At 63.3% G+C, this 21124-nt stretch carries 20 protein-coding genes; 7 read left to right on the plus strand and 13 right to left on the minus strand.

Features of this window, described 5'->3' with window-relative positions; genetic code table 11:
• Nucleotides 1-74 precede the first annotated feature (74 nt).
• Both JQ567_RS25275 and JQ567_RS25280 read right to left on the minus strand, forming a co-directional pair.
• A complete protein-coding gene (locus JQ567_RS25275; RefSeq protein WP_212441319.1) occupies nucleotides 75-3245 on the minus strand; it encodes an efflux RND transporter permease subunit in 3171 nt (1056 codons plus the stop codon).
• Nucleotides 3246-3253: 8 nt separating this feature from the next.
• On the minus strand, nucleotides 3254-4438 hold the full coding sequence (locus tag JQ567_RS25280) for an efflux RND transporter periplasmic adaptor subunit (protein ID WP_409363632.1): 1185 nt from the start codon (nucleotides 4436-4438) through the stop codon (nucleotides 3254-3256).
• Nucleotides 4439-4660: 222 nt separating this feature from the next.
• On the opposite strand from JQ567_RS25280, the gene JQ567_RS25285 reads away from it, so the two are divergent.
• The gene (locus tag JQ567_RS25285) at nucleotides 4661-5485 is read left to right on the plus strand and encodes a hypothetical protein (protein ID WP_212441321.1); all 825 of its coding nucleotides are present in this window, start codon (nucleotides 4661-4663) and stop codon (nucleotides 5483-5485) included.
• 44 nt (nucleotides 5486-5529) lie between these two features.
• Here the strand turns inward: JQ567_RS25285 and JQ567_RS25290 are convergent, their stop codons facing one another.
• The 5 genes from JQ567_RS25290 to JQ567_RS25310 all read right to left on the minus strand — a co-directional run bounded on the left by JQ567_RS25290 (nucleotide 5530) and on the right by JQ567_RS25310 (nucleotide 8961).
• Nucleotides 5530-6264, minus strand: coding sequence for an amino acid ABC transporter ATP-binding protein (locus JQ567_RS25290; protein WP_212441322.1), 735 nt, complete (start codon nucleotides 6262-6264; stop codon nucleotides 5530-5532).
• A complete protein-coding gene (locus JQ567_RS25295) occupies nucleotides 6251-6901 on the minus strand; it encodes an amino acid ABC transporter permease (RefSeq protein ID WP_212265745.1) in 651 nt (216 codons plus the stop codon). The genes JQ567_RS25290 and JQ567_RS25295 overlap by 14 nt, the downstream gene beginning before the upstream one ends.
• A 3-nt stretch (nucleotides 6902-6904) precedes the next feature.
• Nucleotides 6905-7567, minus strand: coding sequence for an amino acid ABC transporter permease (locus tag JQ567_RS25300; protein ID WP_212441323.1), 663 nt, complete (start codon nucleotides 7565-7567; stop codon nucleotides 6905-6907).
• A gap of 24 nt (nucleotides 7568-7591) precedes the next feature.
• A complete protein-coding gene (locus tag JQ567_RS25305) occupies nucleotides 7592-8377 on the minus strand; it encodes a transporter substrate-binding domain-containing protein (protein WP_212441324.1) in 786 nt (261 codons plus the stop codon).
• A gap of 176 nt (nucleotides 8378-8553) precedes the next feature.
• Nucleotides 8554-8961 (minus strand): hypothetical protein, encoded by a 408-nt coding sequence (locus JQ567_RS25310; protein ID WP_249165706.1) that lies wholly within the window; start codon nucleotides 8959-8961, stop codon nucleotides 8554-8556.
• A gap of 126 nt (nucleotides 8962-9087) precedes the next feature.
• Here JQ567_RS25310 and JQ567_RS25315 point away from each other — a divergent pair, with 126 nt between their 5' ends.
• From JQ567_RS25315 to JQ567_RS25335, 5 genes are all read left to right on the plus strand, one after another.
• Nucleotides 9088-9309: a cysteine rich repeat-containing protein gene (locus tag JQ567_RS25315; RefSeq protein ID WP_212441325.1), complete on the plus strand. Its 222-nt coding sequence runs from the start codon at nucleotides 9088-9090 to the stop codon at nucleotides 9307-9309.
• A 79-nt stretch (nucleotides 9310-9388) separates the two neighbouring features.
• The gene (locus JQ567_RS25320; protein ID WP_212441326.1) at nucleotides 9389-9598 is read left to right on the plus strand and encodes a hypothetical protein; all 210 of its coding nucleotides are present in this window, start codon (nucleotides 9389-9391) and stop codon (nucleotides 9596-9598) included.
• A gap of 164 nt (nucleotides 9599-9762) precedes the next feature.
• Nucleotides 9763-11082 (plus strand): TAXI family TRAP transporter solute-binding subunit, encoded by a 1320-nt coding sequence (locus JQ567_RS25325; protein WP_212441327.1) that lies wholly within the window; start codon nucleotides 9763-9765, stop codon nucleotides 11080-11082.
• A gap of 361 nt (nucleotides 11083-11443) precedes the next feature.
• Nucleotides 11444-12583 (plus strand): FAD-dependent monooxygenase, encoded by a 1140-nt coding sequence (locus JQ567_RS25330; protein WP_212441328.1) that lies wholly within the window; start codon nucleotides 11444-11446, stop codon nucleotides 12581-12583.
• Nucleotides 12580-14187 carry a benzoate-CoA ligase family protein gene (locus JQ567_RS25335; protein ID WP_212441329.1) on the plus strand — a complete coding sequence of 536 codons (1608 nt, stop codon included), beginning with the start codon at nucleotides 12580-12582 and terminating at the stop codon, nucleotides 14185-14187. The genes JQ567_RS25330 and JQ567_RS25335 overlap by 4 nt, the downstream gene beginning before the upstream one ends.
• A gap of 221 nt (nucleotides 14188-14408) precedes the next feature.
• Here JQ567_RS25335 and JQ567_RS25340 read toward each other — a convergent pair whose 3' ends face one another.
• Both JQ567_RS25340 and maiA read right to left on the minus strand, forming a co-directional pair.
• Nucleotides 14409-14918 carry a MarR family winged helix-turn-helix transcriptional regulator gene (locus tag JQ567_RS25340; protein WP_212441330.1) on the minus strand — a complete coding sequence of 170 codons (510 nt, stop codon included), beginning with the start codon at nucleotides 14916-14918 and terminating at the stop codon, nucleotides 14409-14411.
• The gene (gene maiA, locus JQ567_RS25345) at nucleotides 14908-15540 is read right to left on the minus strand and encodes a maleylacetoacetate isomerase (RefSeq protein WP_212441331.1); all 633 of its coding nucleotides are present in this window, start codon (nucleotides 15538-15540) and stop codon (nucleotides 14908-14910) included. The genes JQ567_RS25340 and maiA overlap by 11 nt, the downstream gene beginning before the upstream one ends.
• 125 nt (nucleotides 15541-15665) lie before the next feature.
• Between maiA and gtdA the strand changes: the two genes are divergently transcribed.
• Nucleotides 15666-16706: a gentisate 1,2-dioxygenase gene (gene gtdA / locus JQ567_RS25350; RefSeq protein ID WP_212441332.1), complete on the plus strand. Its 1041-nt coding sequence runs from the start codon at nucleotides 15666-15668 to the stop codon at nucleotides 16704-16706.
• 136 nt (nucleotides 16707-16842) lie between these two features.
• Here the strand turns inward: gtdA and JQ567_RS25355 are convergent, their stop codons facing one another.
• The 4 genes from JQ567_RS25355 to JQ567_RS25370 all read right to left on the minus strand — a co-directional run bounded on the left by JQ567_RS25355 (nucleotide 16843) and on the right by JQ567_RS25370 (nucleotide 21040).
• On the minus strand, nucleotides 16843-17664 hold the full coding sequence (locus tag JQ567_RS25355; protein WP_212441333.1) for an ABC transporter permease: 822 nt from the start codon (nucleotides 17662-17664) through the stop codon (nucleotides 16843-16845).
• Nucleotides 17657-18430 (minus strand): ABC transporter ATP-binding protein, encoded by a 774-nt coding sequence (locus JQ567_RS25360; protein ID WP_212441412.1) that lies wholly within the window; start codon nucleotides 18428-18430, stop codon nucleotides 17657-17659. The genes JQ567_RS25355 and JQ567_RS25360 overlap by 8 nt, the downstream gene beginning before the upstream one ends.
• A gap of 218 nt (nucleotides 18431-18648) precedes the next feature.
• Nucleotides 18649-19653, minus strand: a complete 1005-nt coding sequence (locus JQ567_RS25365; protein WP_212441334.1) for an ABC transporter substrate-binding protein — start codon at nucleotides 19651-19653, stop codon at nucleotides 18649-18651.
• A 22-nt stretch (nucleotides 19654-19675) separates the two neighbouring features.
• Complete coding sequence (locus JQ567_RS25370) at nucleotides 19676-21040, minus strand: FAD-dependent oxidoreductase (protein ID WP_212441335.1); 1365 nt, start codon at nucleotides 21038-21040, stop codon at nucleotides 19676-19678.
• Nucleotides 21041-21124 lie beyond the last annotated feature (84 nt).

The raw sequence follows: 21124 nt of genomic DNA on the forward strand, positions 1-21124 counted from the left end.
CAGCCTTCATGCCAAACGAATGTGCCAACTACTTCGAAAACGCCGGATACGCCTCAACCTAAATTCATCCCGCTCTAATGCGCAGCACCCGGCGTCTGCGGCGCCACCTGCCCGCCCGGTTTCTTCCGCTTCCTCTCACTGAGCCAGTTCTCGAACCGCTGCACCACGACAAAGAACGTCGGCACGAACAGCACCGCGAGGCAGGTCGAGGCCAGCATGCCCGAGAACACGGTGATGCCGATCGATTTGCGGGCGTTGGCGCCGGCGCCGGTCGCCAGCACCAGCGGCACCACACCGAGGATGAAGGCAAACGATGTCATCAGGATCGGCCGGAACCGGGCCCGCGCCGCCTCAACAGCGGATTCCAGCAGCGGCTTGCGGTCGCGCACATGCAGTTCGAGCGCGACCTCGACGATCAGAATGGCGTTCTTGGCCGACAGCGCGATCAGCAGGATGATGCCGATCTGGGTATAGAGGTTGTTCTCGATCCGCAGGCCCGTCAGCACGATCATTGGGCCGAGCAGCGACAACGGCACCGCTAATATCACCGAGATCGGCGCGAACCAGCTTTCATATTGCCCGGCCAGCACAAGATAGACCAGCAACAGCGCGAGCCCGAACGCCCAGTAGATCTGGCCGCCGACGACTTTCTCCTGGTACGACATCGCCGTCCATTCAAACCCGGTGCCCTGCGGCAGGGTCTGGCCGGCGATCTCCTCCATCAGTTTCATCGACTGGCCCGAACTGTAGCCCGTGGCCGGCAGGCCGATGATGCTTGCGGACGGATAGAGATTGTACAGGCTGATCAGCGAGGGGCCGACCGCCGGCGTGATCTTGGCGACCGTGCCGAGCGGGATCATGTCGCCATTGCTGTTACGCACCATCATGTTCGCCATGTCGCGCAGGGTCAGGCGATATTGCGCATCCGCCTGGGCATAGACCTGGAAGGTGCGGCCGAATTTGTTGAACTGGTTGACGTAGGTCGAGCCCATGTAGGACGACAGCGTCGAGAAGATCTGGTCGGTCGTGACATGCAGGGTCTGGGTCTTGACCCGGTCCACCTCGACGTCGAATTGCGGCACCATCGAGCGGAACGACGAACTGACGCGCTGCAGCGCGCTTTGCGTCTGCGCGTTGGAGACGATGGCGCCGGCAATGGCCTGCAGTTTGCCGTAGTCGGCATTGCCGTCGCGCAACTGAACCTGCATCGCAAAACCGGCGGCGTTGCCGATGCCCTGGATCGGCGGCGGCGGGATCACCAGGATTCGCGCCTCCTCGATAGCAGACATCTTCTCGTTCAGGCCGACGAACAGCGAGCGCAGGTCCTCGCCCTCGCCGCGCGCGCTCCACTCCTTGAGGATCAGATAGGCCACGCCGGCATTGGCCAGGCTGGAAGAACTATCCAGCGCCGAGATGCCGGAAATGCTGATGACCTGATCGACGCCCGGGTGCTTGCCGGCGATTTCGCTGACCCGGGTGAGCACTTGCTGGGTGCGATCGAGCGAGGCGCCGTCGGGCAGTTGCACGGCGACCAGCAGATAGCCCTGGTCCTCGATCGGAATAAACCCGGTCGGCACCCGCGACAGGCCGTAACCGGCGCCGCAAATCAGGATGAGGGCAAAAATCACGGAGATATTGCTGTGCGCGACCAGGCGGCCGATCAGCCGGGCATAGCCGCGTTCGACCCGGTCATAGACCGCGTTGAAGCCGCGGTAGAAGAAATTGCGCTGTTCCGGCGGCGCCGGCCGGCGCAGCCACAGCGCGCATTGGGTCGGCTTCAGCGTCGCGGCATTGATGGCGCTGAGCAGCGCGGTCGCCGCGATCACCAGCGCGAATTGCGAATACATCCGCCCCGTCAATCCCGGCAGGAAGGCCGACGGCAGGAACACCGAGATCAGCACCAGCGTGATGCCGACGATCGGCGCGAACAGCGCGTCCATCGCCGCTATCGCGGCGTCATGGCCGGACATGCCCTTCTCGATATTATGCGCCGCGCCCTCGACCACGACGATGGCGTCGTCGACCACGATGCCGATCGCAAGCACGATCGCGAACAAAGTCGAGATATTGACGGTGAAGCCGAGCGCCGCCATCGCGGCAAAAGCCCCGATGATCGTCACCGGCACGGTCGTCGCCGGCACCAGCATTGCCCGCCAATCCTGCAGGAAGATCAGGATCACGATCAGGACGAGGAAGCCGGCCTCGATCAGCGTCTTGTAGACCTCCTTGATCGATTCCGAGACGAATTTCGTGGTGTCGAACGGCGTGTCATGTTTCACGTCCTGCGGAAACGCCTTGGCGAGCACCGCCATCTTTTCCCTGACGGCCTTCTCGACCTCGAGCGCGTTGGCGCCGGGCGACTGGAACACGCCGATGCCGGTGGCGGGCTTGTTGTTGAGCGAGAACACCTGGCTGTAGGTCTGGGCGCCGAGTTCGACCCAGCCGACGTCGCGGACGCGGGTGACATCGCCATTGCTGCCGGTCTTGACGATGATGTCCTCGAACTCGCTCTTGTCGCTGAGCCGCCCGTTGACGTTCAGCGTGTACTGGAACGCCTGTCCCGCAGGCGCCGGCGGCGCGCCGACCTGGCCTGCCGTGACCTGCTGGCTCTGCTGCTGAATCGAGGAGACGACATCCTGCGGCATCAGGTTGCGTACCTGCAGCTTGTTCGGATCGAGCCAGATCCGCATCGAATACTGGCCGGCGCCGAACACCGTGACGTTGCCGACGCCGGGCAGGCGCGACAGTTCGTCCCTGATGTTGATGGTGGCGTAATTGCTCAGGAACAGGCTGTCATAGGTCGCATTCGGCGACGTCAGCGTCACGAACAGCAGGACCGCCGTCGACTTCTTCTGCACGGTGACGCCCTGGTTCTGCACCGACTGCGGCAGCTGCGCCAGCGCGCTCGACACCCGGTTTTGCACCAGCACCTGCGCGAAGTTGAGGTCGGTGCCGATCTTGAATGTCACCGTCAGCGAATAGGTGCCGTCGGCGCCGCTGTAGGACTGCATGTACAGCATGTCCTCGACGCCGTTGACCTGCTGTTCGATCGGCAGCGCCACGGTATCGATCACGGTCTTGGCGCTGGCGCCGGGATAGCGCGTCGTCACCTGCACCGTCGGCGGCACCACATCAGGGTATTGCGCCACCGCGAGGCGAAACAGGCACACCCCGCCGATCAGGATCATCAGGATCGCGATGACGTTGGAAAGGACGGGCCGCTCGATGAAAAATTTCGAAATCATGGCCGGTCCTATTTGGTTGGTGCCGGCGACGCTTCGATTTTCTTGACCTGCGGGTCGACTTTCTGACCGGGGATCGCGCGCAACAGCCCGGCGGTGACGACGCGATCATCGCCCTTCAAACCGCTTTCGATGACGCGCAACGCGCCCTCGAGCGGCCCGGTCTGTACCTTGCGCTGTTCGACCACGTTCTCGCCGTTGACGACTAGCACGTAGCGGCCGGCCTGGTCGCTGCCGAGCGCCACATCAGGCACCAGCAGCGCATTCGACTGCTCGTCAAAGGGCACGCGGACCCGGACGAAGAATCCCGGCAGCAACGCCCGATCGGGATTCGGCAATACGCCACGCACCGCGAGCGTGCCGGTCGATTGATTGAGGGTCGGCGAGACGTAGTCGAGCTTTCCCTTGTGCGGAAAGCCGCTCTCGGTCTGCAATCCGACCTCGACCGGCAACTGGCGGATTTCCTCGATGGTTACTCCCCGCCGCCTTGCCTCTTCCCGGATCCGCAGCACGTCCTGTTCGTTGACGTTGAAATTCACGTAGATCGGGTCGAGCGCCACGATGTTGGCAAGCTGCGTCGGCGACGAGACGCCGACCAGTTCGCCGACCGAGACCAGATGCGCGCTGACGATGCCGTCGAACGGCGCCACGACATTGGTGTAGCCGTAATTGACGGCCGCAATCTTGGTGTTGACCTGGGCCTGCTGCAGGTTTGCCTGCGCGTTCTCGCGCGCGGCCGTCGAAGTATCGAGCGTGGCCTGCGAGACCGCCTGTCTTTGCACCAGCTCCGACTGCCGCTTGAAATCGGCTTCGGCCTGCTTCATCGACGCCTGCATGCCGGTTTCGGCGGCCTGCGCTTGATCGAGCTTCAATTTGTAGGTTTCCGGCTCGATCGTGAACAGCGTGGCGCCTTCCTTCACGAAGGTGCCGTCCTTGTAGTTGATCGATTGCAGGAAGCCCTGCACGCGCGCGACCAGATCGACGTTCTTGATCGGCGCGGTATTCCCGGTCGCTTCGAGATAGCGCGTGATGCTGCGCTGCACCGGCACGGCGACCTCAACTTTCGGCGGCGGCGGCGGCACAAAACTATTTTGTTCGCAGGCACTTAAGACGCCGAATGCGGCAATGGCGAAGACCGCGCGACAGGCAACCGCGCCTCCTTGCCTGAAGGCGTCATGTGGTCTGCTGCATGCCAGCGAACGCTCGGACTTCATTTGCGTGCCTCAATACGTTTATTCTGCAAAGGGCGTTTTATTCAGATCGTGGCGTTCGACCATCCCATAAAAATAGCAACAATCCACTTGCAGGGGAACCGGAAACCGAAAATGATGCCGCGTGCGAAATTTTCTTCGCTTTCTCGTTCATGATTTTACTTCTGTTGAAGCGGCGGCTCCAGCGACAACAAAAGGATTTATCAAATGATCAACACGTTGACACGTGCGGCAACGCTTGGCGCGTTGATGACGGCAGTGATACTCGCAACTGCAGCACCGGTGTTCTCGCAGGCGCCGAGCCAGGCGCAGCGCGATGCGATCAAGACCCAATGCCGCTCGGATTATATCGCGCATTGCTCCAGCATTCCGCCGGGCGGCGAAGCTTCGCTGCAATGCCTGCAGAAGAACATGTCGAGCCTGTCATCAAGCTGTCAAAGCGCGGTGCGCGCCGTGGAAGCGCCGGCGGCTGCCGCGCCCGCTGCCAAGCCCGAAACCGCTCCGGCCGCGGCCGGCGCAAAGCCTGCCACCACGACCGCGGCGCCCAAGGCTGACGCCAAGCCGGCAGCCGCAGCTGCGGGGCAGCCGTCCAGCGCGCAGGTCTCCGCGGTCCGCAGCGCCTGCCGCTCCGACTATCCAAAAGTCTGTGCTGGCGTGCCGACCGGCGGTGCGCCGGCGCTGCAATGCCTGGACAAGAACAAGGCAAAACTTTCGCCGGCTTGCGAGAAGGCGGTCACGGCTGCCGTCGGCGGTGCTGCCGCACCGGCCGCAGGCGCCGCTCCCGCGGCGGCGGCAGCTCCGGCTGCGGCAGGCACGGCCGCTGCACCGGCCGCACCTACCGTGATCGTGCTGCGGCCGATGCGCCCGGCCGAAGAGCTGATGGTGCTGCGGTCGGCCTGCGGTGCCGATCGCCGCACCCTTTGCGGTGGCGTGGCGCCGGGCGGCGGCCGGATCGTGCAGTGCCTCGCCACCAATGCGGCTTCACTGTCGCCGGCCTGCAAGGACGTGCTGAGCCAGTTCGCGGCGCGCTAGTGAACCCGTGCGACCCGATCACGCCGTGAAACGGCGTGGTCGGATTATGCGTGCGCGACGGTACCGACGAACTGCTGCAGTTCCGGCGTCCGCGGCGCGGCAAACACCTCTTTCGGAACGCCCTCTTCATGCACCCTGCCGTGGTGCATGAAGACGAGCTTGGTGCCGACGTCGCGGGCGAACCGCATTTCGTGCGTGACCAGAATCAGCGTCATGCCTTCGCGCGCCAACTGCTCGACCACGCGCAGCACCTCGTTGACCAGTTCCGGGTCGAGCGCCGAGGTGATTTCATCGCACAGCAATACTTTCGGCCGCATCGCCAGCGAACGCGCGATCGCGACGCGCTGCTGCTGGCCGCCGGAGAGCTGGTTCGGATAGGCATCCATCTTCTCGGACAACCCGACCTTCGCCAGCACCTCGGCCGCGGTGGCGCGCGCCTCCTTGGTCGACACCTTGTTGACGACGGTCGGCGCCAGCATCACGTTCTCCGCCGCGGTCAAATGCGGAAACAGATTGAACTGCTGGAACACCATGCCGACATGGCGGCGCAGTTCGCGCAGATTGGTGGTGGAGCCGCCGACCTCGATACTGTCGGCGATGATCGCACCGGACTGATAGGTCTCCAGGCCGTTGATGCAGCGGAGCAGCGTGCTCTTGCCCGATCCGGAGCGGCCGATGATGGCGACCACATCGCCCTTGGCGACCTCGAGCGAGACGCCCTTCAGCACCTCGTTCGGGCCAAAACTCTTTCTGACGTCACGAATGCTAACGAGCGACATTGAGGCGGCTCTCGATTTTTTTCGCCCACCAGGACAGCGGGAAACACAGGCAGAAATAGATCAGCGCGACCAGCGAATAGACCACGAAGGGGCGGAAGGTCGCGTTGTTGAGCATGGTGCCGGCCTTGGTCAGCTCGACGAAGCCGATGATCGAAGCCAGCGCGGTGCCTTTGACCACCTGCACCGAGAAGCCGACGGTCGGCGCAACCGCGATCCGCGAGGCCTGCGGCAGGATGACGTAACGCATCTGCTCGATGTAGCTCATGGCGAGGCTGGAGGAGGCTTCCCACTGCCCCTTCGGGATCGACTCGACGCAGCCACGCCAGATCTCGGCGAGAAAGGCGCTGGTCCAGAACGTCAGCGCCAGGGTCGCGGCCATCCACGGGCTCACCTCGACGCCGAACAGCGCGATGCCGAAGAAGAACAGAAACAGCTGCATCAGGAGCGGCGTACCCTGGAACAGCTCGATGTAGATCTTGGTGGACCATTCCAGCGCCGGGATCCTGGAGGTCCGCATGAACAGCAGGATCAACCCGACAACGCCGCCACAGACAAAGGCGATCAGCGACAGCACGATGGTCCACTGCGTGGCGATCAAGAGGTTCGACAGGATGTCCCAGAGGCTGAACTGCAACATGGCTCACTTCGCCTTGAACAGGATGCTGCCGAGGCCGCGCAGCAGCGAACGCGTCAGCATGGCGAGCAAAAGATAGGCCAAGGCCACCAGCAGATAGACTTCGAAGTTGCGGAAATTGCGCGAGGCGATGAGGTTGGCGGCGTAGGTCAGGTCCTGCGCCGAGATCTGCGACACCACCGCCGAGCCCAGCATGACGATGATGATCTGCGACGACAGCGCCGGATAGATCTTCTCGAACGCCTGCTTGAGGACGATGTGGCGCAGCACTTCCCATTTGGTCATGGCAAGGCTGATACCGGCCTCGATATGCCCTTTCGGCACCGCCTCGATGCCGGCGCGGATGATCTCGGTCGAATAGGCGCCGAGATTGATGGTCATGGCGAGGAATGCCGCAGTCGATTCGCTGAGCTTCAGCCCGGCGGCCGGCAGGCCGAAGAAGATAAAGAACAACTGCACGATGAACGGCGTGTTGCGGATCACCTCGACATAGGCCGCGACCACGCTGCCGAGCCATTTCGGCCCGAAGGTGCGCGCCGATGCGCCGGCGGTGCCGACGGCGATACCGGCGACGGTCGACACGACCGTCAGTACGACGGTGAACAGCAACCCCCACAGCAGCACATCCCAGTGGGGCAGCAACTCGCCGAATTGGAGCTTGTAGTTCATGACGGGCTGGCCCCCGCGACCGGGTTAAAAGCCCGGCGGCAACGGTGCCTTCAGCCACTTCTCGGACAGTTTGGCGATGTCGCCGGACGTCTTGGCCTGCGCGATGATCTCGTTGAGCTTGGCCAGCAGCTTCGGCTCTTCCTTGTTGAGCCCGATGAAGCACGGGCTGTCCTTGATCACGAATTTGAGCGCGGGCGCCCGGGCCGGGACCTTCTCGGCGATGGCGGCGGCGACCGTATTGCCGGTCGCGATCAGGTCGACCTGTCCGGATACGAAGGCGGCAATGGTGGCGTTGTTATCCTCGAAACGCTTGATGGTGGTGTCAGCCGGCGCGAGCTTGGTCAGTTCCTGCTCCTCGATGGCGCCGCGGGTGGCGCCGATCGTCTTGCCCTTGAGCTCGTCGGCCGACGCTAACTTGATTTCCTTGGTACCGAACACGCCGGAGAAGAACGGCGCATAGGCGATGGAAAAGTCGATCACCTTCTCGCGCTCGGCATTCTTGCCGAGGCTGGAAATGACGATGTCGGCCTTCTTGGTCTGCAGATAGGGAATCCGGTTGGCGCTGGTGACGGCGATGATCTCGACCTTCACCCCGAGCGCCTTGCCGATCAGGTTGGCCATGTCGATGTCGTAGCCCTGCGGCTTGAGATCGAGCCCGGCGGAGCCGAACGGCGCAAAATCCTGCGGCACCGCAACCTTGATGACCTTGGCCGCCATGATCGAGTCCAGCGCGTCGGCCTGGGCCGGCGTGGTCAGCGCGGCGGTGGCGAGCGCGAAAGCCGCGGCAAGCATCGATTTCCTAGACAGCATCCTATGTCCCCTGTGCATCGCGACATCGCCGGTCAGTTCGGCCGATGTCTTCGGATCCCCTTGCAGTGCGGGACCCTGCCCGATGCTCAACGATCAGGCAATGCCCCATATTGCTCCTTATTTTATCAGCGCCTGCCTCGGAATTAGCCTGTGGCACCGCACTCCGGATGACAACTTCACGCCCAAATGATACACATCCTGCCATTCCATGCAGGGTTGCGGCCGGCTACTCGCCGCAAAACGCCAGGATCAATTGAACCAACCGTACCGACAGGGCGACATAACAAATCGTCATCGCGATCTGATACGCGACGTGCCAGTTGACCTTTGCCAGCTTGTACAGGCCGTCGATAAAATTCAGGAGCAGGAGTATGGCCCCGAACAACTCGACCGCCGCGCCCGACGAGGCCATGGCGTAAATTGCCGAACAGGACGATCGCCGGCTCACTGCTGGACACGTGCGCGCCGGCCGACACGATCAACGTTCCGACGATCATTTTTTCGACGTGCGAAAATATTTCCTTGGAGGCCGGCTCGATACGATCGGCATAGAACGAAAGCCATCTGGCCCTGATCTCCGCCATGGGTTCTCCTCAGCTCGCAATAAAAATGGGAGCTCCGATACAGCGGGTCAGCGATCAGGAAGCAAGCAGGCGACCTATCTGACATTTGAGAACGATAATCTTCAATCACCAGGGGAGGAAAAACAGATGCTACGTGCCATCCTGACTGCAGCCACCCTGTTGTGTGCGTCGCAAGCGTTCGCGCAGGAGCTGACTGCCGCGCAGCGCGACGCCTGCATGGGCGATTACGAGAAATACTGCAAAAGCGTCACCCCGGGCGGCGGGCGGATCATCGCCTGCCTCTCCAAGGAGAGCGACAAGCTCACACCTGCTTGCAAGAAAGTGTTGCAGGCGGCGGAGAAGAAATAGACGCGCGGTCTGAGACGCATCCGCAGCACCTTCCAGAAGAAACCTGAACACCAACCAAGATAAATCCAGGGAGAACAACATGCGTGCTTTTCTGCTCATTGCAGCCGCCCTGCTCGCCTTTGGCACCACCATGACCTTTGAGTCGACCGACGCCAACGCAGTGGTCTGCGCCCGCGGCGTTGTTCGCGCCGGCTGCGCCGGGGCTCGGGGTGCGGTCGTCGTCAGGAAGCCGGCGGTCGTGTGCCGCACCGTGATCGTGAACGGCGTCAAGGTTCGCCGCTGCACCTGATCGAAGCTGATCCGGCCCAAAACTGAAGACATCTGCACCTGCCGGCCGCTGTCCGCCGTCATTGGCGGCGCAGCGGCCGATTTTTGCCAATTCCTGTTTTGCGGGATTGCAATTGATGTGTCAGCATCGATGGCTTCGAAGCGTTCGATGGCCACGAATCCGGGATGAATAGCTTTTCAATCGCATTGCCATTCTGGGCCCGGGCGTTCCTGCTGGCGGGCCTTGCGGGCATTGTGCTCGGCGCCGGCCTCATCGCCTATCGCTTCTACGACAGGCCGACGGTGCTGAGCGTCGCGGTGGGGTCGTTCGACGGCGAAGCGGCCAAGGTCGCGTCCGTCATCGCCGCCCGGCTGGAAGCCACCAAGTCCGCGGTCCGTTTGAAGATCGTTCCGACGGACAGCGTGCTCGATTCCGCAAAAATCTTTGCCGAGGGAAAAACCGACCTTGCCATCGTGCGCGCCGATGTCGGCGATCTCTCGCTGGCGCGGAGCGTGGCGCTGGTCACCAAATCGGTCCTGATGATCCTGGCGCTGCCGGGATCGCAGGTGACCAGCATCGAGAAGATGAAGGGCCACACGGTCGGCGTCGTCGGTGGCGAGATCAACCAGAAGATCGTCGAGGCCCTGAAAAAGGAATATGACCTCGGCGACAAGGTGATCTTCAAGAACTTGGCGCCGGCGGATACACCCCGCGCGATCCAGTCGAAAGCGGCGAGCGCGTTCGTGCTGGTCGTCCCGCTCAGCGAAAAGTATATCTCCCTGGTGAGGCGCTTCTTCCGGGGTGGACATAACTCCTTCCCCGCCTTGATCCCGGTTGAATCGGCCGGCGCCATCGCCGACGTCGATGGCGCCTATGAAAGCTTCGATATTCCGCAAGGCACGCTGCGCGGCAGCCCGCCGGTTCCGGACGCCGACCTGACCACGCTCCGCGTCGCGACGTATCTGGTGGCCAACAAGAAACTCGACCCGGACACGATCACGACGCTGACCCAGGCGCTGGTCACCGCCCGCAACGATCTCGTGCGCGACCAGCCGCTGCTGGCCGGGCTGACGGCACCCGATACCGATCCCGGCGCCTACATCCCGGTCCATCCGGGGGCCGCGGCGTTCTACAACGGGACCCAGCAAAGCTTCATGGATAAATACGGCAACTGGATTTACCTGACCCCGATGGTGCTGGGCGCACTGGCCTCGATCTTCGCAACCGCATGGCGGTTCCTGGGCGGCCGGCAGGAACCGGCCGAGACGACGTTGCGCAGCCTGTTCGCCTTGCCGCGGCGGATTAGGGAAGTGAAGAGCGAGGCCGAACTGACCGAGATCGAAAACCAGGTCGACCAGGCACTGGATGCCGAGATGGCGAGCGCGATCAGAAGCGAGAACGCGCAGGATATTTCGACGCTGGTTTCAATGGCGCATCGGCTGGAAGATTCGATCTATCGCCGCCGGCAAATGCTGGCGGAGGGACCTGCTGCACGCCCAAATTAGTGCGCGGTGAAATCGGTTCAAATAGCCGCCACGAAGGAACTGCGCTCCCTCTCCCGCTTGCGGGGGAGGCGTAGGCGGCGTATGGCCGCCGTCCTTGGGTTTAAGAACGCCGATGCGCAGCATCGGCTATGGGTGGGGGTGTCGCCGCGAGTCATTGTGTGGAGAGAGCCCCCACCCGGATCACATCTACGATGTGATCCGACCTAAGAGCGAGCTTCGCTCGTCTCGACCCCGCAAGCGGGAGTGGTACACCGAGTCTGCCGCCGGACCGATTCTGGCAAATTTTTTGGTGGCGCCATTCCCCGGTCCGGTTTAGGGTGGCTCCAACTAGTAAGTATACTGTCAATTAGGGAGGGGTGCCGTGCGTATCGCCGTCATCGGCGGAGGCCCCGGCGGTCTCTACTTCGCCTATCTCTGGAAGCGGCGTCATCCGGACGCAGAGATCGACCTGTTCGAGCAGAACCCCGAAGGCGCGACCTGGGGTTTTGGCGTCGTGTTCTCCGAACAGGCGCTGGAATTCTTGCGCGCCGACGACCCCGAGACGGTCGATGCGATCACGCCGCGGATGGAAAGCTGGAAGAACATCACGCTCAATTTGCGGGGCGAGAGCGTTGAGATCGACGGCGTCGGCTTTTCCTCGATCGGCCGGCTCGAATTGTTGACCATTTTGCAGCAGCGCGTGCGCGCCGCCGGCATCACCCCGCGATACGACACCATCATCCAATCGCTGGATGAACTCAGGGGTTATGACCTGATCGTCGCCGCCGACGGATTGAACTCGCTGGTGCGCCGCAGCTTTGAAAAGGAATTCGGCGCCTCGGTCTCGCATTCGACCAACAAATTCGCCTGGTACGGCACCAGCAAACGTTTCGCCACGCTATCGCAGACCTTCGTCAAAACCGATCTCGGGTCGTTCAACGCGCATCACTACCGCTATGCGCCTGCCATGAGCACCTTCCTGGTCGAATGCGACGCGGCGACCTGGCAGGCCTACGGTTTCGAGCACAAGACCATCGAACAATCGCAGGCGATCTGTGAAGAAATATTTGCCGATACGCTCGACGGCCATTCGCTGGTGTCGAACAAATCGGTGTGGCGCAATTTCCCCTGGATCTGGAACGAAAACTGGTCGCACGGCAACATGGTGCTGATCGGCGACGCCCTGCACTCGGCGCACTTCTCGATCGGCTCGGGAACAAGGCTCGCGATCGAGGACGCCATCGCGCTGACCAAGGCGCTGGAGGCGGAAGCGGACATTCCGGCGGGCCTTGCCCGCTACCAGAGCGAGCGCAAACCAATCGTGAAGAAATTGGTGACGGCGGCGCGCACCAGCGCCGACTGGTACGAACATTTCCCCGAACACATGAAGCTCGATCTGATGGATTTTGCCTACGGCTACATCACCCGCTCCGGGAGGATCGACGATGCGCGCCTGCGCGCGATGTCGCCGGCCTTCATGGCGCGCTTTGAGGCAGCAAAGAACAGCGGGAGCCGGTCATGATGATCGACGATCAGGTACCTCTGGAAAATCCCGGCGCGCGCGAAATCGGTTTCGCGACCCCGGAGCGCTACAATGCCAGCCGCATCCTGTTCGACAATCTCGTGCACGGCCGCGGCGAACGCCTGGCCCTGACCGGACCTGCCGGCGCGCGCAGCTTTGCCGAGCTGTGCCGCGAGGCCTCGCAATGGGGCCACGGCTTCCAGTCGCTGGGGCTGAAGCGCGGCGACCGCATCCTGATGTTCCTCGACGATACGCCGGCTTACCCCGCCGCATTCTTCGGCGCGGTACGCTCCGGCTTCGTGCCGCTGTTGATCAACACCCTGACGCCGCCGGACCTGCTGCAATTTTATCTCTCGGACGCCGGCGCCGCCGTCGCGGTCGCGGACGCCGAATTCGCAACGCGATTCGACGCTGTTGCCTGCAAGGACACGCCGCTGCACACCCTGATCGTGGTCAACGGCACCGCCGGCGAACACGCCGTTCCGAAGACGCTTGCCGCCGATAGCTGGCTGAAGGCCTTCCCCACCGAACTCGCGGAGGCCGACACGCACCGCAACGAGATGGCGTTCTGGATGTATTCGTCCGGCTCGACCGGACGCCCCAAAGGCATCGTGCATCTGCAGCACGACATGGCCTACAGCGAAGCCGCGTTTGCGCGCAACGTGCTCAAGCTCGCCCCCGACGATATCTGCTTCTCGGTGCCCAAGATCTTCTTCGCCTATGGGTTCGGCAATTCCATCACCTTCCCGTTCTCGGTCGGCGCCGCCACGCTGTTGCTGCCCGGCCAGCCGAAGCCCGCCGCGATCTTTGAGGCGATCGGGCGTTACCGTCCGAGCGTGTTTTTCGGATTGCCGACGCTTTATACGTCATTGACCAAGGCCGAGGGCGCAGCGGCCGCGGACTTTTCGTCGTTGCGGATGGCGCTGTCCGCCGCCGAGGTGCTGTCGGGTGAAGTGTTCAACGGCTGGAAGACGCTGACCGGCCTTGAGATCATTGAGGGCCTGGGTTCGACCGAGGCACTGCACATCTACCTTTCCAACCGGCCCGATCACAAGAAGCTCGGTGCGGCGGGGCTGCGTGTCCCCGGTTACGAAATCGCGCTGAGGGACAAGGACGGTCGCGACGTCGGTGACGACGAGGAAGGGATCATGTGGGTGCGCGGCGATTCCAATACGCCGCTGTACTGGAACCGGCCGGACAAATCAGCGGAGACGATCCGCGAAGGCGGCTGGATCTACACCGGCGACCGCTTCGTCCGTGATGCCGACGGCTTTCATTTTTTCCGCGGCCGCGCCGACGATCTCATCAAGATTTCCGGCCAATGGGTCTATCCGCTCGAAGTCGAGCTGTGCCTTGCCGAGCACCCCGATGTGCGGGAATGCGCCGTCTTCGCCGCCGAGCTGCCGGACCGTCGCATGACGCTGAAGGCGGTGGTGGTGATGAACCAGGGCGGCTTCGACGCCGAAAGCGCCACGAAGCGGCTGCAGGATTTCGTCAAGGCAAAGCTGTTGCCTTACAAATACCCGCGCGAAGTGCGATTCATCGATGAACTGCCGAAGACGGGTACGGGCAAGATCGACCGCCAGGCGCTGTTGAGGATGTAGCGACACCCTCGCTAGTGTCGCGACACCCTCAGTGTCGTCCCGGTGTTGAGCCGGGACCCATACTCCGCAGCGGGTGTTGCCGTGGAAGGTCTTTGACGCTTGCGTTCTTGCCGATATGTCACGGCGTATGGGTCCCCCGATGCGCAATTGCGCATCTGAGATCGGCGCTCGCTGTGCTCGCTTGTCCGGGACGACACCGGTGAACAAAGCAACCCGCTCCCTCAGCCTGACTTCCCCAAATGTTCGAGCGCGTCCTCGGCGCGCAGCGGCACCCGCGAGGCTTCGTTGTTGAGATCGACAAGTTGCGTCATCAGCGTCAGCAACACCTTGCGGTCGGCGGCCTTCAGCGGCTGCAGCATCCGCGCCTGCGCCCGCTCGACCGACGGCATGATCTCGCGCAGCGTGGCGGCGCCCGCCTTGGTCAGATAAAGCAGTTTTACCCTCTTGTCTTCCCGCGCGGGCTTGCGCTCGACCAGGGCTTTGGATTCCAGCCGCTCGATCACGTTGCCGAGCGTCGAGCGGTCGAACGCGATCACCGCCGAGAGCCGCGTCGCGTCGATGCCGGGATGGGTGTGGATCGACACCAGCGCGGCATACTGCACGGGCGTCAGGTCGAAGGCTTTGCATTCCTCGACGAAGATCGCGACCGCGATCTGCTGCATGCGCCTGAACAAATAACCGGGCGCCGCGTAGACAGCGTCCATCGTGATGGGCGTGGGCTTACTCGGCATCGGGCTGCTTGTCCGGCGCGGCGTCGGCGAACGCCTTGATTTGTCTGGCCGCGGCTTCGGCCTGAAGCAGGCGCGGATAGGCCGCGACGTCGACGCCGAAGCGCCGCGCATTGGCAAGCTGCGGCACCAGGCAGAGATCGGCGAGCGTCGGCGCAGCTCCGAAGCAGAACGGCCCGGGCTCGCCCGCTATCAGCGTTTCGCAGGCCGAAAGCCCCTCACGGTTGGCCCACGCCGCCCACTCCGTCACTTTTTCCTCGGGCAACCCAAGCTCACGCAGCCGGGCGAGCACTTTGAGATTTTGCACCGGGTGGGTGTCGCAGGCCAGCGCCTGTGCAAAGGCGCGCACCTTGGCGCGGCGCAGCGGATCCTTTGGCAGCAGCGGTGGTGCGGGATGGGTCTCGTCGAGCCATTCGATGATGGCGAGCGACTGGGTCAGCACGGTGCCGGCGTCGTCTTCCAGGGTCGGGACCAGCCCCTGCGGATTGATCGCAAGATAGGTGGGCGCACGTTGTTCGCCTTTGCGAAGGTGATGCGGCAGGTGCTCAGTGCTCAGGCCCTTGAGATTGAGCGCGATCCTGACCCGGTAGGACGCGCTGCTGCGGAAGTAGCCATGCAGCTTCATCGGAACCTCCCGTCATTTTGTCATGTGGGCCCGAAGGCCGCATTGACGCTATCCATATTGTAAGTATGCTGTCAATCAAGACAGATGACAAGAACCGGACGAACAAGACTAACGGGAGGCTATCCATGGAAGCCGTGCAGAAGACCCCGGAACGCGAGGCGTTCTACAAGAAGATCGATGGTGAGAACCTCTCCGCACTCTGGAACGTGATGGGTGATCTGATCACGCCCGAACCACGCAGCGCCTGCCGGCCGCATCTGTGGAAGTTCGACCAGATCCGCGACTACATGACCGAGGCCGGCAAGTTGATCACCGCCAAGGAAGCCGAGCGTCGGGTGCTGGTGCTGGAAAATCCGGGCCTGCGCGGCCAGTCGAAGATCACGACCTCGCTGTTTGCCGGCGTGCAGATGGTGGTCCCCGGCGACGTCGCCCCGGCGCACCGCCACAGCCAGTCGGCGTTGCGTTTCGTGCTCGAAGGCAAGGGGGCGGCAACCGCGGTCGACGGCGAGAAGACGCTGATGGAGCCCGGCGATTTCGTCATCACGCCGTCGATGACCTGGCATGATCATTCCAACGAAACCTCCGAGCCGATGTTCTGGCTCGACGGACTCGACATTCCGATGGTGCAGTTCTTCGATGCGTCCTTTGCCGAAGGCTCGAACGAGGACCAGCAGAAGATCACACGCCCCTCCGGCGACAGCTTTGCCCGCTACGGACGCAACCTCCTCCCCGTCGACGAGAAGCGAAAGTCGAAGACCTCACCGATCTTCAACTATCCCTACAGCTACACCCGCGAGGCGCTGGAGCAGGCCAAGATCCGCAACGAGTGGGACGCCTGCCACGGGCTGAAGCTGAAATTCTCCAACCCCGAAACCGGCGAATTCGCGATGCCGACCATCGGCACCTTCATCCAGATGCTGCCGAAGGGCTTTAAAACCGCGCGCTATCGCTCCACCGACGCGACCGTGTTCGCGGCGATCGAGGGCAAGGGCCGCACGCGCATTGGCGAGCAGACGTTTGAGTGGGGCGCGCGCGACCTGTTCGTGGTGCCGAGCTGGCAATGGGTCACCCACGAGGCCGACGTCGATTCGGTGCTGTTCAGCTTCTCCGACCGTCCGGTGCAGCAGAAGCTCGACCTGTTCCGCGAAGACCGCGGGAATGCGTGATGCGTCCACCGCTGTCGTCCCGGCCTTGAGCCGGGACCCATAGCCACCGGCGGTCGTTTTGCGGAAAGTGTTAGCCACCTCAGCCCCTCGATAGATCACGCGGTATGGGTCCCGGCCTTCGCCGGGACGACATCCATCACCGCCAATGCAGCAGCCTTGCCTCCAGCAAATTGATCCCCTTCCCCACCACCAGCCCAAACACCGACAGGATCACAACCCCCGCCAGCAGCTGATCGGTCTGCATCAGATTGCCGGCCTGCAGCACGAAGGCGCCGATGCCGTATTGGGCGCCGATCATCTCGGCGCTCACCACCAGCAGCAGCGCCACTGAAGCTGTAATGCGGAAGCCCGCGAGGATCGAGGGCAGCGCGCCCGGCCAGATCACCCGGCGCACGATCAGGTGGAACGGCACGTTAAAGCTCTGCGCCATCCGGATCAGATTGCGCGGCACCGCGTCGACGCCGCTATAGACCGAGATCGCGGTAGAGAAGAACACGCCGAGCGCGATGGTCGCGATCTTCGGCTCCTCGCCGATCCCGAGCCACAGGATCAGCAGCGGCAGCAACGCGATTTTGGGAATCGGGAACAGCGCCGAGATGAAGGTGATGCCGACGCCGCGCGCCAGCGTCGACAGCCCGATTCCGAAACCGACGATGACACCGGCAGCGGTGCCTAGGATCCAGCCCGATCCGATCCGCATCACCGACCAGGACAGATGCTGCCAGAGCGCGCCCGATAGCGCGAGCTTGTAGATCGCCGCAACGATCGCCGAGGGCGGCGGCAGGAACAGCGCATTGACCCAGCCGGCGCTACCCGCGAGTTGCCAGAGCGCGATCACCAGCGCCAGCGCGATCCAGCCGGAATAGCGGCCGGCGCTCGGCGTAAAACCCGCGCCGCGAAACGCCACCGGCCGCGGCGTGGCCTCGTCCTGCGTCCCCTGCGGCGCGCGGTCAAGCATGCTGGACCTCACGCTCGGCGTCGATCGCCTCCTCGCGGATCAGTGACCACAGATCATTTTGTATCGCGAGCAGTTTTCCGCGGGCATTGATGTCGCCGCGCTCGTCGCGCGTCATCGGGATGGTCACGACCTCGCGGACGCGGCCGGGACGGCGCGACAGCACCACGATGCGGTCTGCGAGCCGCACCGCCTCTTCCAGATTATGCGTAACATAGACCGCGCCCATCGAACCATCGGCGAGCAGGCGGATAAAATCCTCCATCAGCAATTCGCGGGTCTGCGAATCCAGCGCCGACAGCGGCTCATCCATCAATAGAATTGCCGGCCGCACCGCGAGCGCCCGCGCAATCCCGACGCGCTGGCGCATGCCGCCGGACAATTGCTTCGGGTAGGCGCCGCGAAAATCGGTGAGCCCCGTGCGGCGCAGCGCGTCGTCGATCACGGCGCGGCGTTCGCTTATCCCGAGCACCGTATGCACCAGCGGAAACTCCACATTGGCTTCCACCGTGCACCACGGCAGCAGCGCAAAATCCTGGAACACGAAGGTCAGCGGGTTGAGGCTGCCCGCCGGCGGCGCGCCACGCAGTTCGGCCTGGCCCTCGCTCGGCCGCAGCAGGCCGCCTAGGATCGACAGTAACGTGCTCTTGCCGCAGCCGGAGGGTCCCACGATCGCGACCACCTCGCCCGCGCCCACGGTGAACGAGACGTTGTCGAGCACGTCCAGCGTACCGAAGCGGTGGCTGATATGGTCGGCGATCAGGTCCATTTCGAATCCTTGCACCGCTGCGCTCCCTCTCCCGCTTGCGGGGGAGGGCTGGGGTGGGGGTCTCTCCCCACGGCAGGCTCGCCGAGCGGATAGACCTTCCCCCACCCGCCGCGCTCTAGCGAGCGCCATAGCCGAAGCCCGGCTTCGGCGTTCCTATCTAAGCACGGCCGCCAACGGCGGCCTATGCTCCCCCGCAAGCGGGAGAGGTAAACCTCAAATCAATCTGCCTTCACATATTCCTTGGCGATAATCGCATCCACGCCAAATCCCTTGTCGACGAAACCCTGTTCCTGCAGCCAGCTGATCTGGTTGGCGACGTTCTTGACGTCGAGTTTGCCGTCGGGATCGATATAGGCGCAGTTGCCGACCACCTGCTCGACCGGAAGATTGGTGTATTTGGCGATGATTTCCAGCAGCGGTTTCGTCTTGTCGTTGATCGCGGCCTTGCCGTCCTTCACGGAGGCCAGGATCACGTCATGATACTCGCGGTCGGCGCGGACCAGTGCGGCCAGCAATTTCGTCACCAGCGCCCGATTGGCCAGCGCTTTCGGCGAAGCGAACACGGCACCGAGTTGCCACGGCGTCTCGTCGCCGACCCAGCCGAGCAATTTGGCGCCATCGGAATCGATCAGCGTGCGCGCGGTCGAAACCGGGAGCAGCGCCGCATCGACGGTCTCGCCCTTCAGCGCCGCGGCGGCATTCGACAGCGACTGCAGCGGTAGCACCTTGATGTCCGCGAGCTTGAAGCCGTATTTATCGGCGAGCAGCCCCAGCGAATAGTGGAAGCTGGAGCCGACCTGCGTCACAGCGATGCGTTTTCCGGCGAGATCCTTCGGCGTCTTCAGTCCGGCGGCATAGGCGTTGTTGCTGGCGAAATAGCCAATCAGGGGATAGCCGGCCTTCTCGCGGCTCATGCCGCCGATCACCTTCAGCGTGCCCTTGCCGGCGAGATTATAAAGCCCCGCGGTGAACGCAGTAACGCCGAAATCGACGTCGCCTGACGTGGTCGCCACCGCGATCGGTTGTGCGGCGTCGAAGAATTTCAGTTCGATATCGAGGCCGGCCTCGCGGAAATAGCCCTTGTCCTGCGCGATGAACACCGGCGCTGACGAGGACAGCCTGAGCACGCCGATCTTGGCCTTCAGCGCATCATCGGCCCGCGCGACCCCGCTTGCCGCGATCGCCAGCAGGGCAGCCACAGCGAGCCGTGCAAATCCCATCATTCCGTTTCCTCCGTAACTTCTTTTACAGCCCTTCGGGCAGGTTCTGGCCGCGGCCAATAAAGGCGCCCTGTTGTTGCAATGCTTGTTGCAACTTTTCAACGGCAATGTCGCGTGGAATCGTGTTGCCTGATAGCGCCAGGTCGGCAGCGATCCCAACCGCCTCGCCCATCGCAAAGCAGGCACCGGAAACCCTCGCCGCCGACTGGCCGTCATGGGTCATCGAGGCGCAGCGCCCGGCCATCAGCAGGTTGTCGATACCCTCGGGCACCAGCATCCGATACGGCAGCTCATTGAAGCCGCGCGATTCCGGGATCGGCGGGAACTTGAAGACCACGTCGCCCGCGACATGGGATTCCATCGGCCAGCCATTGACACCGATGGAATCCTCGAACGAGGCGCAGCCGAGCACGTCCTCGCCGGAGAGCATGTAGCCGCCGACGACGCGGCGGGTCTCGCGGATGCCGAGCTGCGGCGGCAGATCGACGATGTAGGATTGTTCGAAGCCGGGCACGGTGCGCAGGAACTCGAACGCCTTTACCGCCTGGCGGCGGCCCTCGATCTCGCCGCGCGTCATCTCATCGGGTTCGAGACCGTTCACCGCCGTGCCATCCTCGCGCGCGAGCTGGGTAAAATTCACCCGCCATTCGATCCCGTGGCGCTGTGGCCGGACGATCGCGGCCTTGCGCGGAAACTTGTGCGTGCCTGCGGCCTCGGCCTTTTCCATCAGCGCCGGGATCGTGCGCCAGGCATCGCCGGCTCTTTCGGGGTCGATGCCGTTGAGACGGAACATCATCGATGGGTAGAGCATGCTGCCGGCGTTATCGCCGACCTCGAACGGCGCGCCGGCCCAGGCGGCGAGATCGCCGTCGCCGGAGCAATCGATGTAGATGCCCGCGCGCACCGCCTGCCGGCCCGCCTTGGTCTCGACCATCAGCGCGTTGATGCGCCTGTCGTCATGCATCACCACGCCGGCGCCGAGCGCGTGAAAGAGAATGTCGACCTTGTGGGCGGCCAGGAGATCGTCGGCGGCAATCTTGTAGGCCGCGGTGTCATAGGCCTGCGCGAAAATTTTTCCCAGGATCAGATGCGGCGCGTTGAGCCCGTCGAGCCGGTCAATCCGCGCCAACAAATCCGTGGCGACGCCCTGCACCACCCGGTGCATCTCGCCGTGGACATTGGCATGCAGCCCGCAGAAATTGGTGACGCCCGCCGCCGTGCCCATGCCGCCGAGGAAGCCATAGCGTTCGATCAACAGCGTGCGCCGCCCCGCGCGGGCGGCGGCGACCGCCGCAGCAATGCCCGCAGGCCCGCCGCCCAGCACGGCGACGTCATATTCGCCATAGAGCGGAATTTGGTGCGCAGGTTCTTCGATGGTTTTGGAGGGCAATTTGGGGTTCCCGGCTGAAGCGCCGGCATCATGCCCTTCACGGGCGATTTTGGCTACGTGTCAAACGGTTGAAATAGAGACGGA

The organism is Bradyrhizobium sp. AUGA SZCCT0431 (assembly GCF_018131065.1).
GTDB lineage: Bacteria > Pseudomonadota > Alphaproteobacteria > Rhizobiales > Xanthobacteraceae > Bradyrhizobium.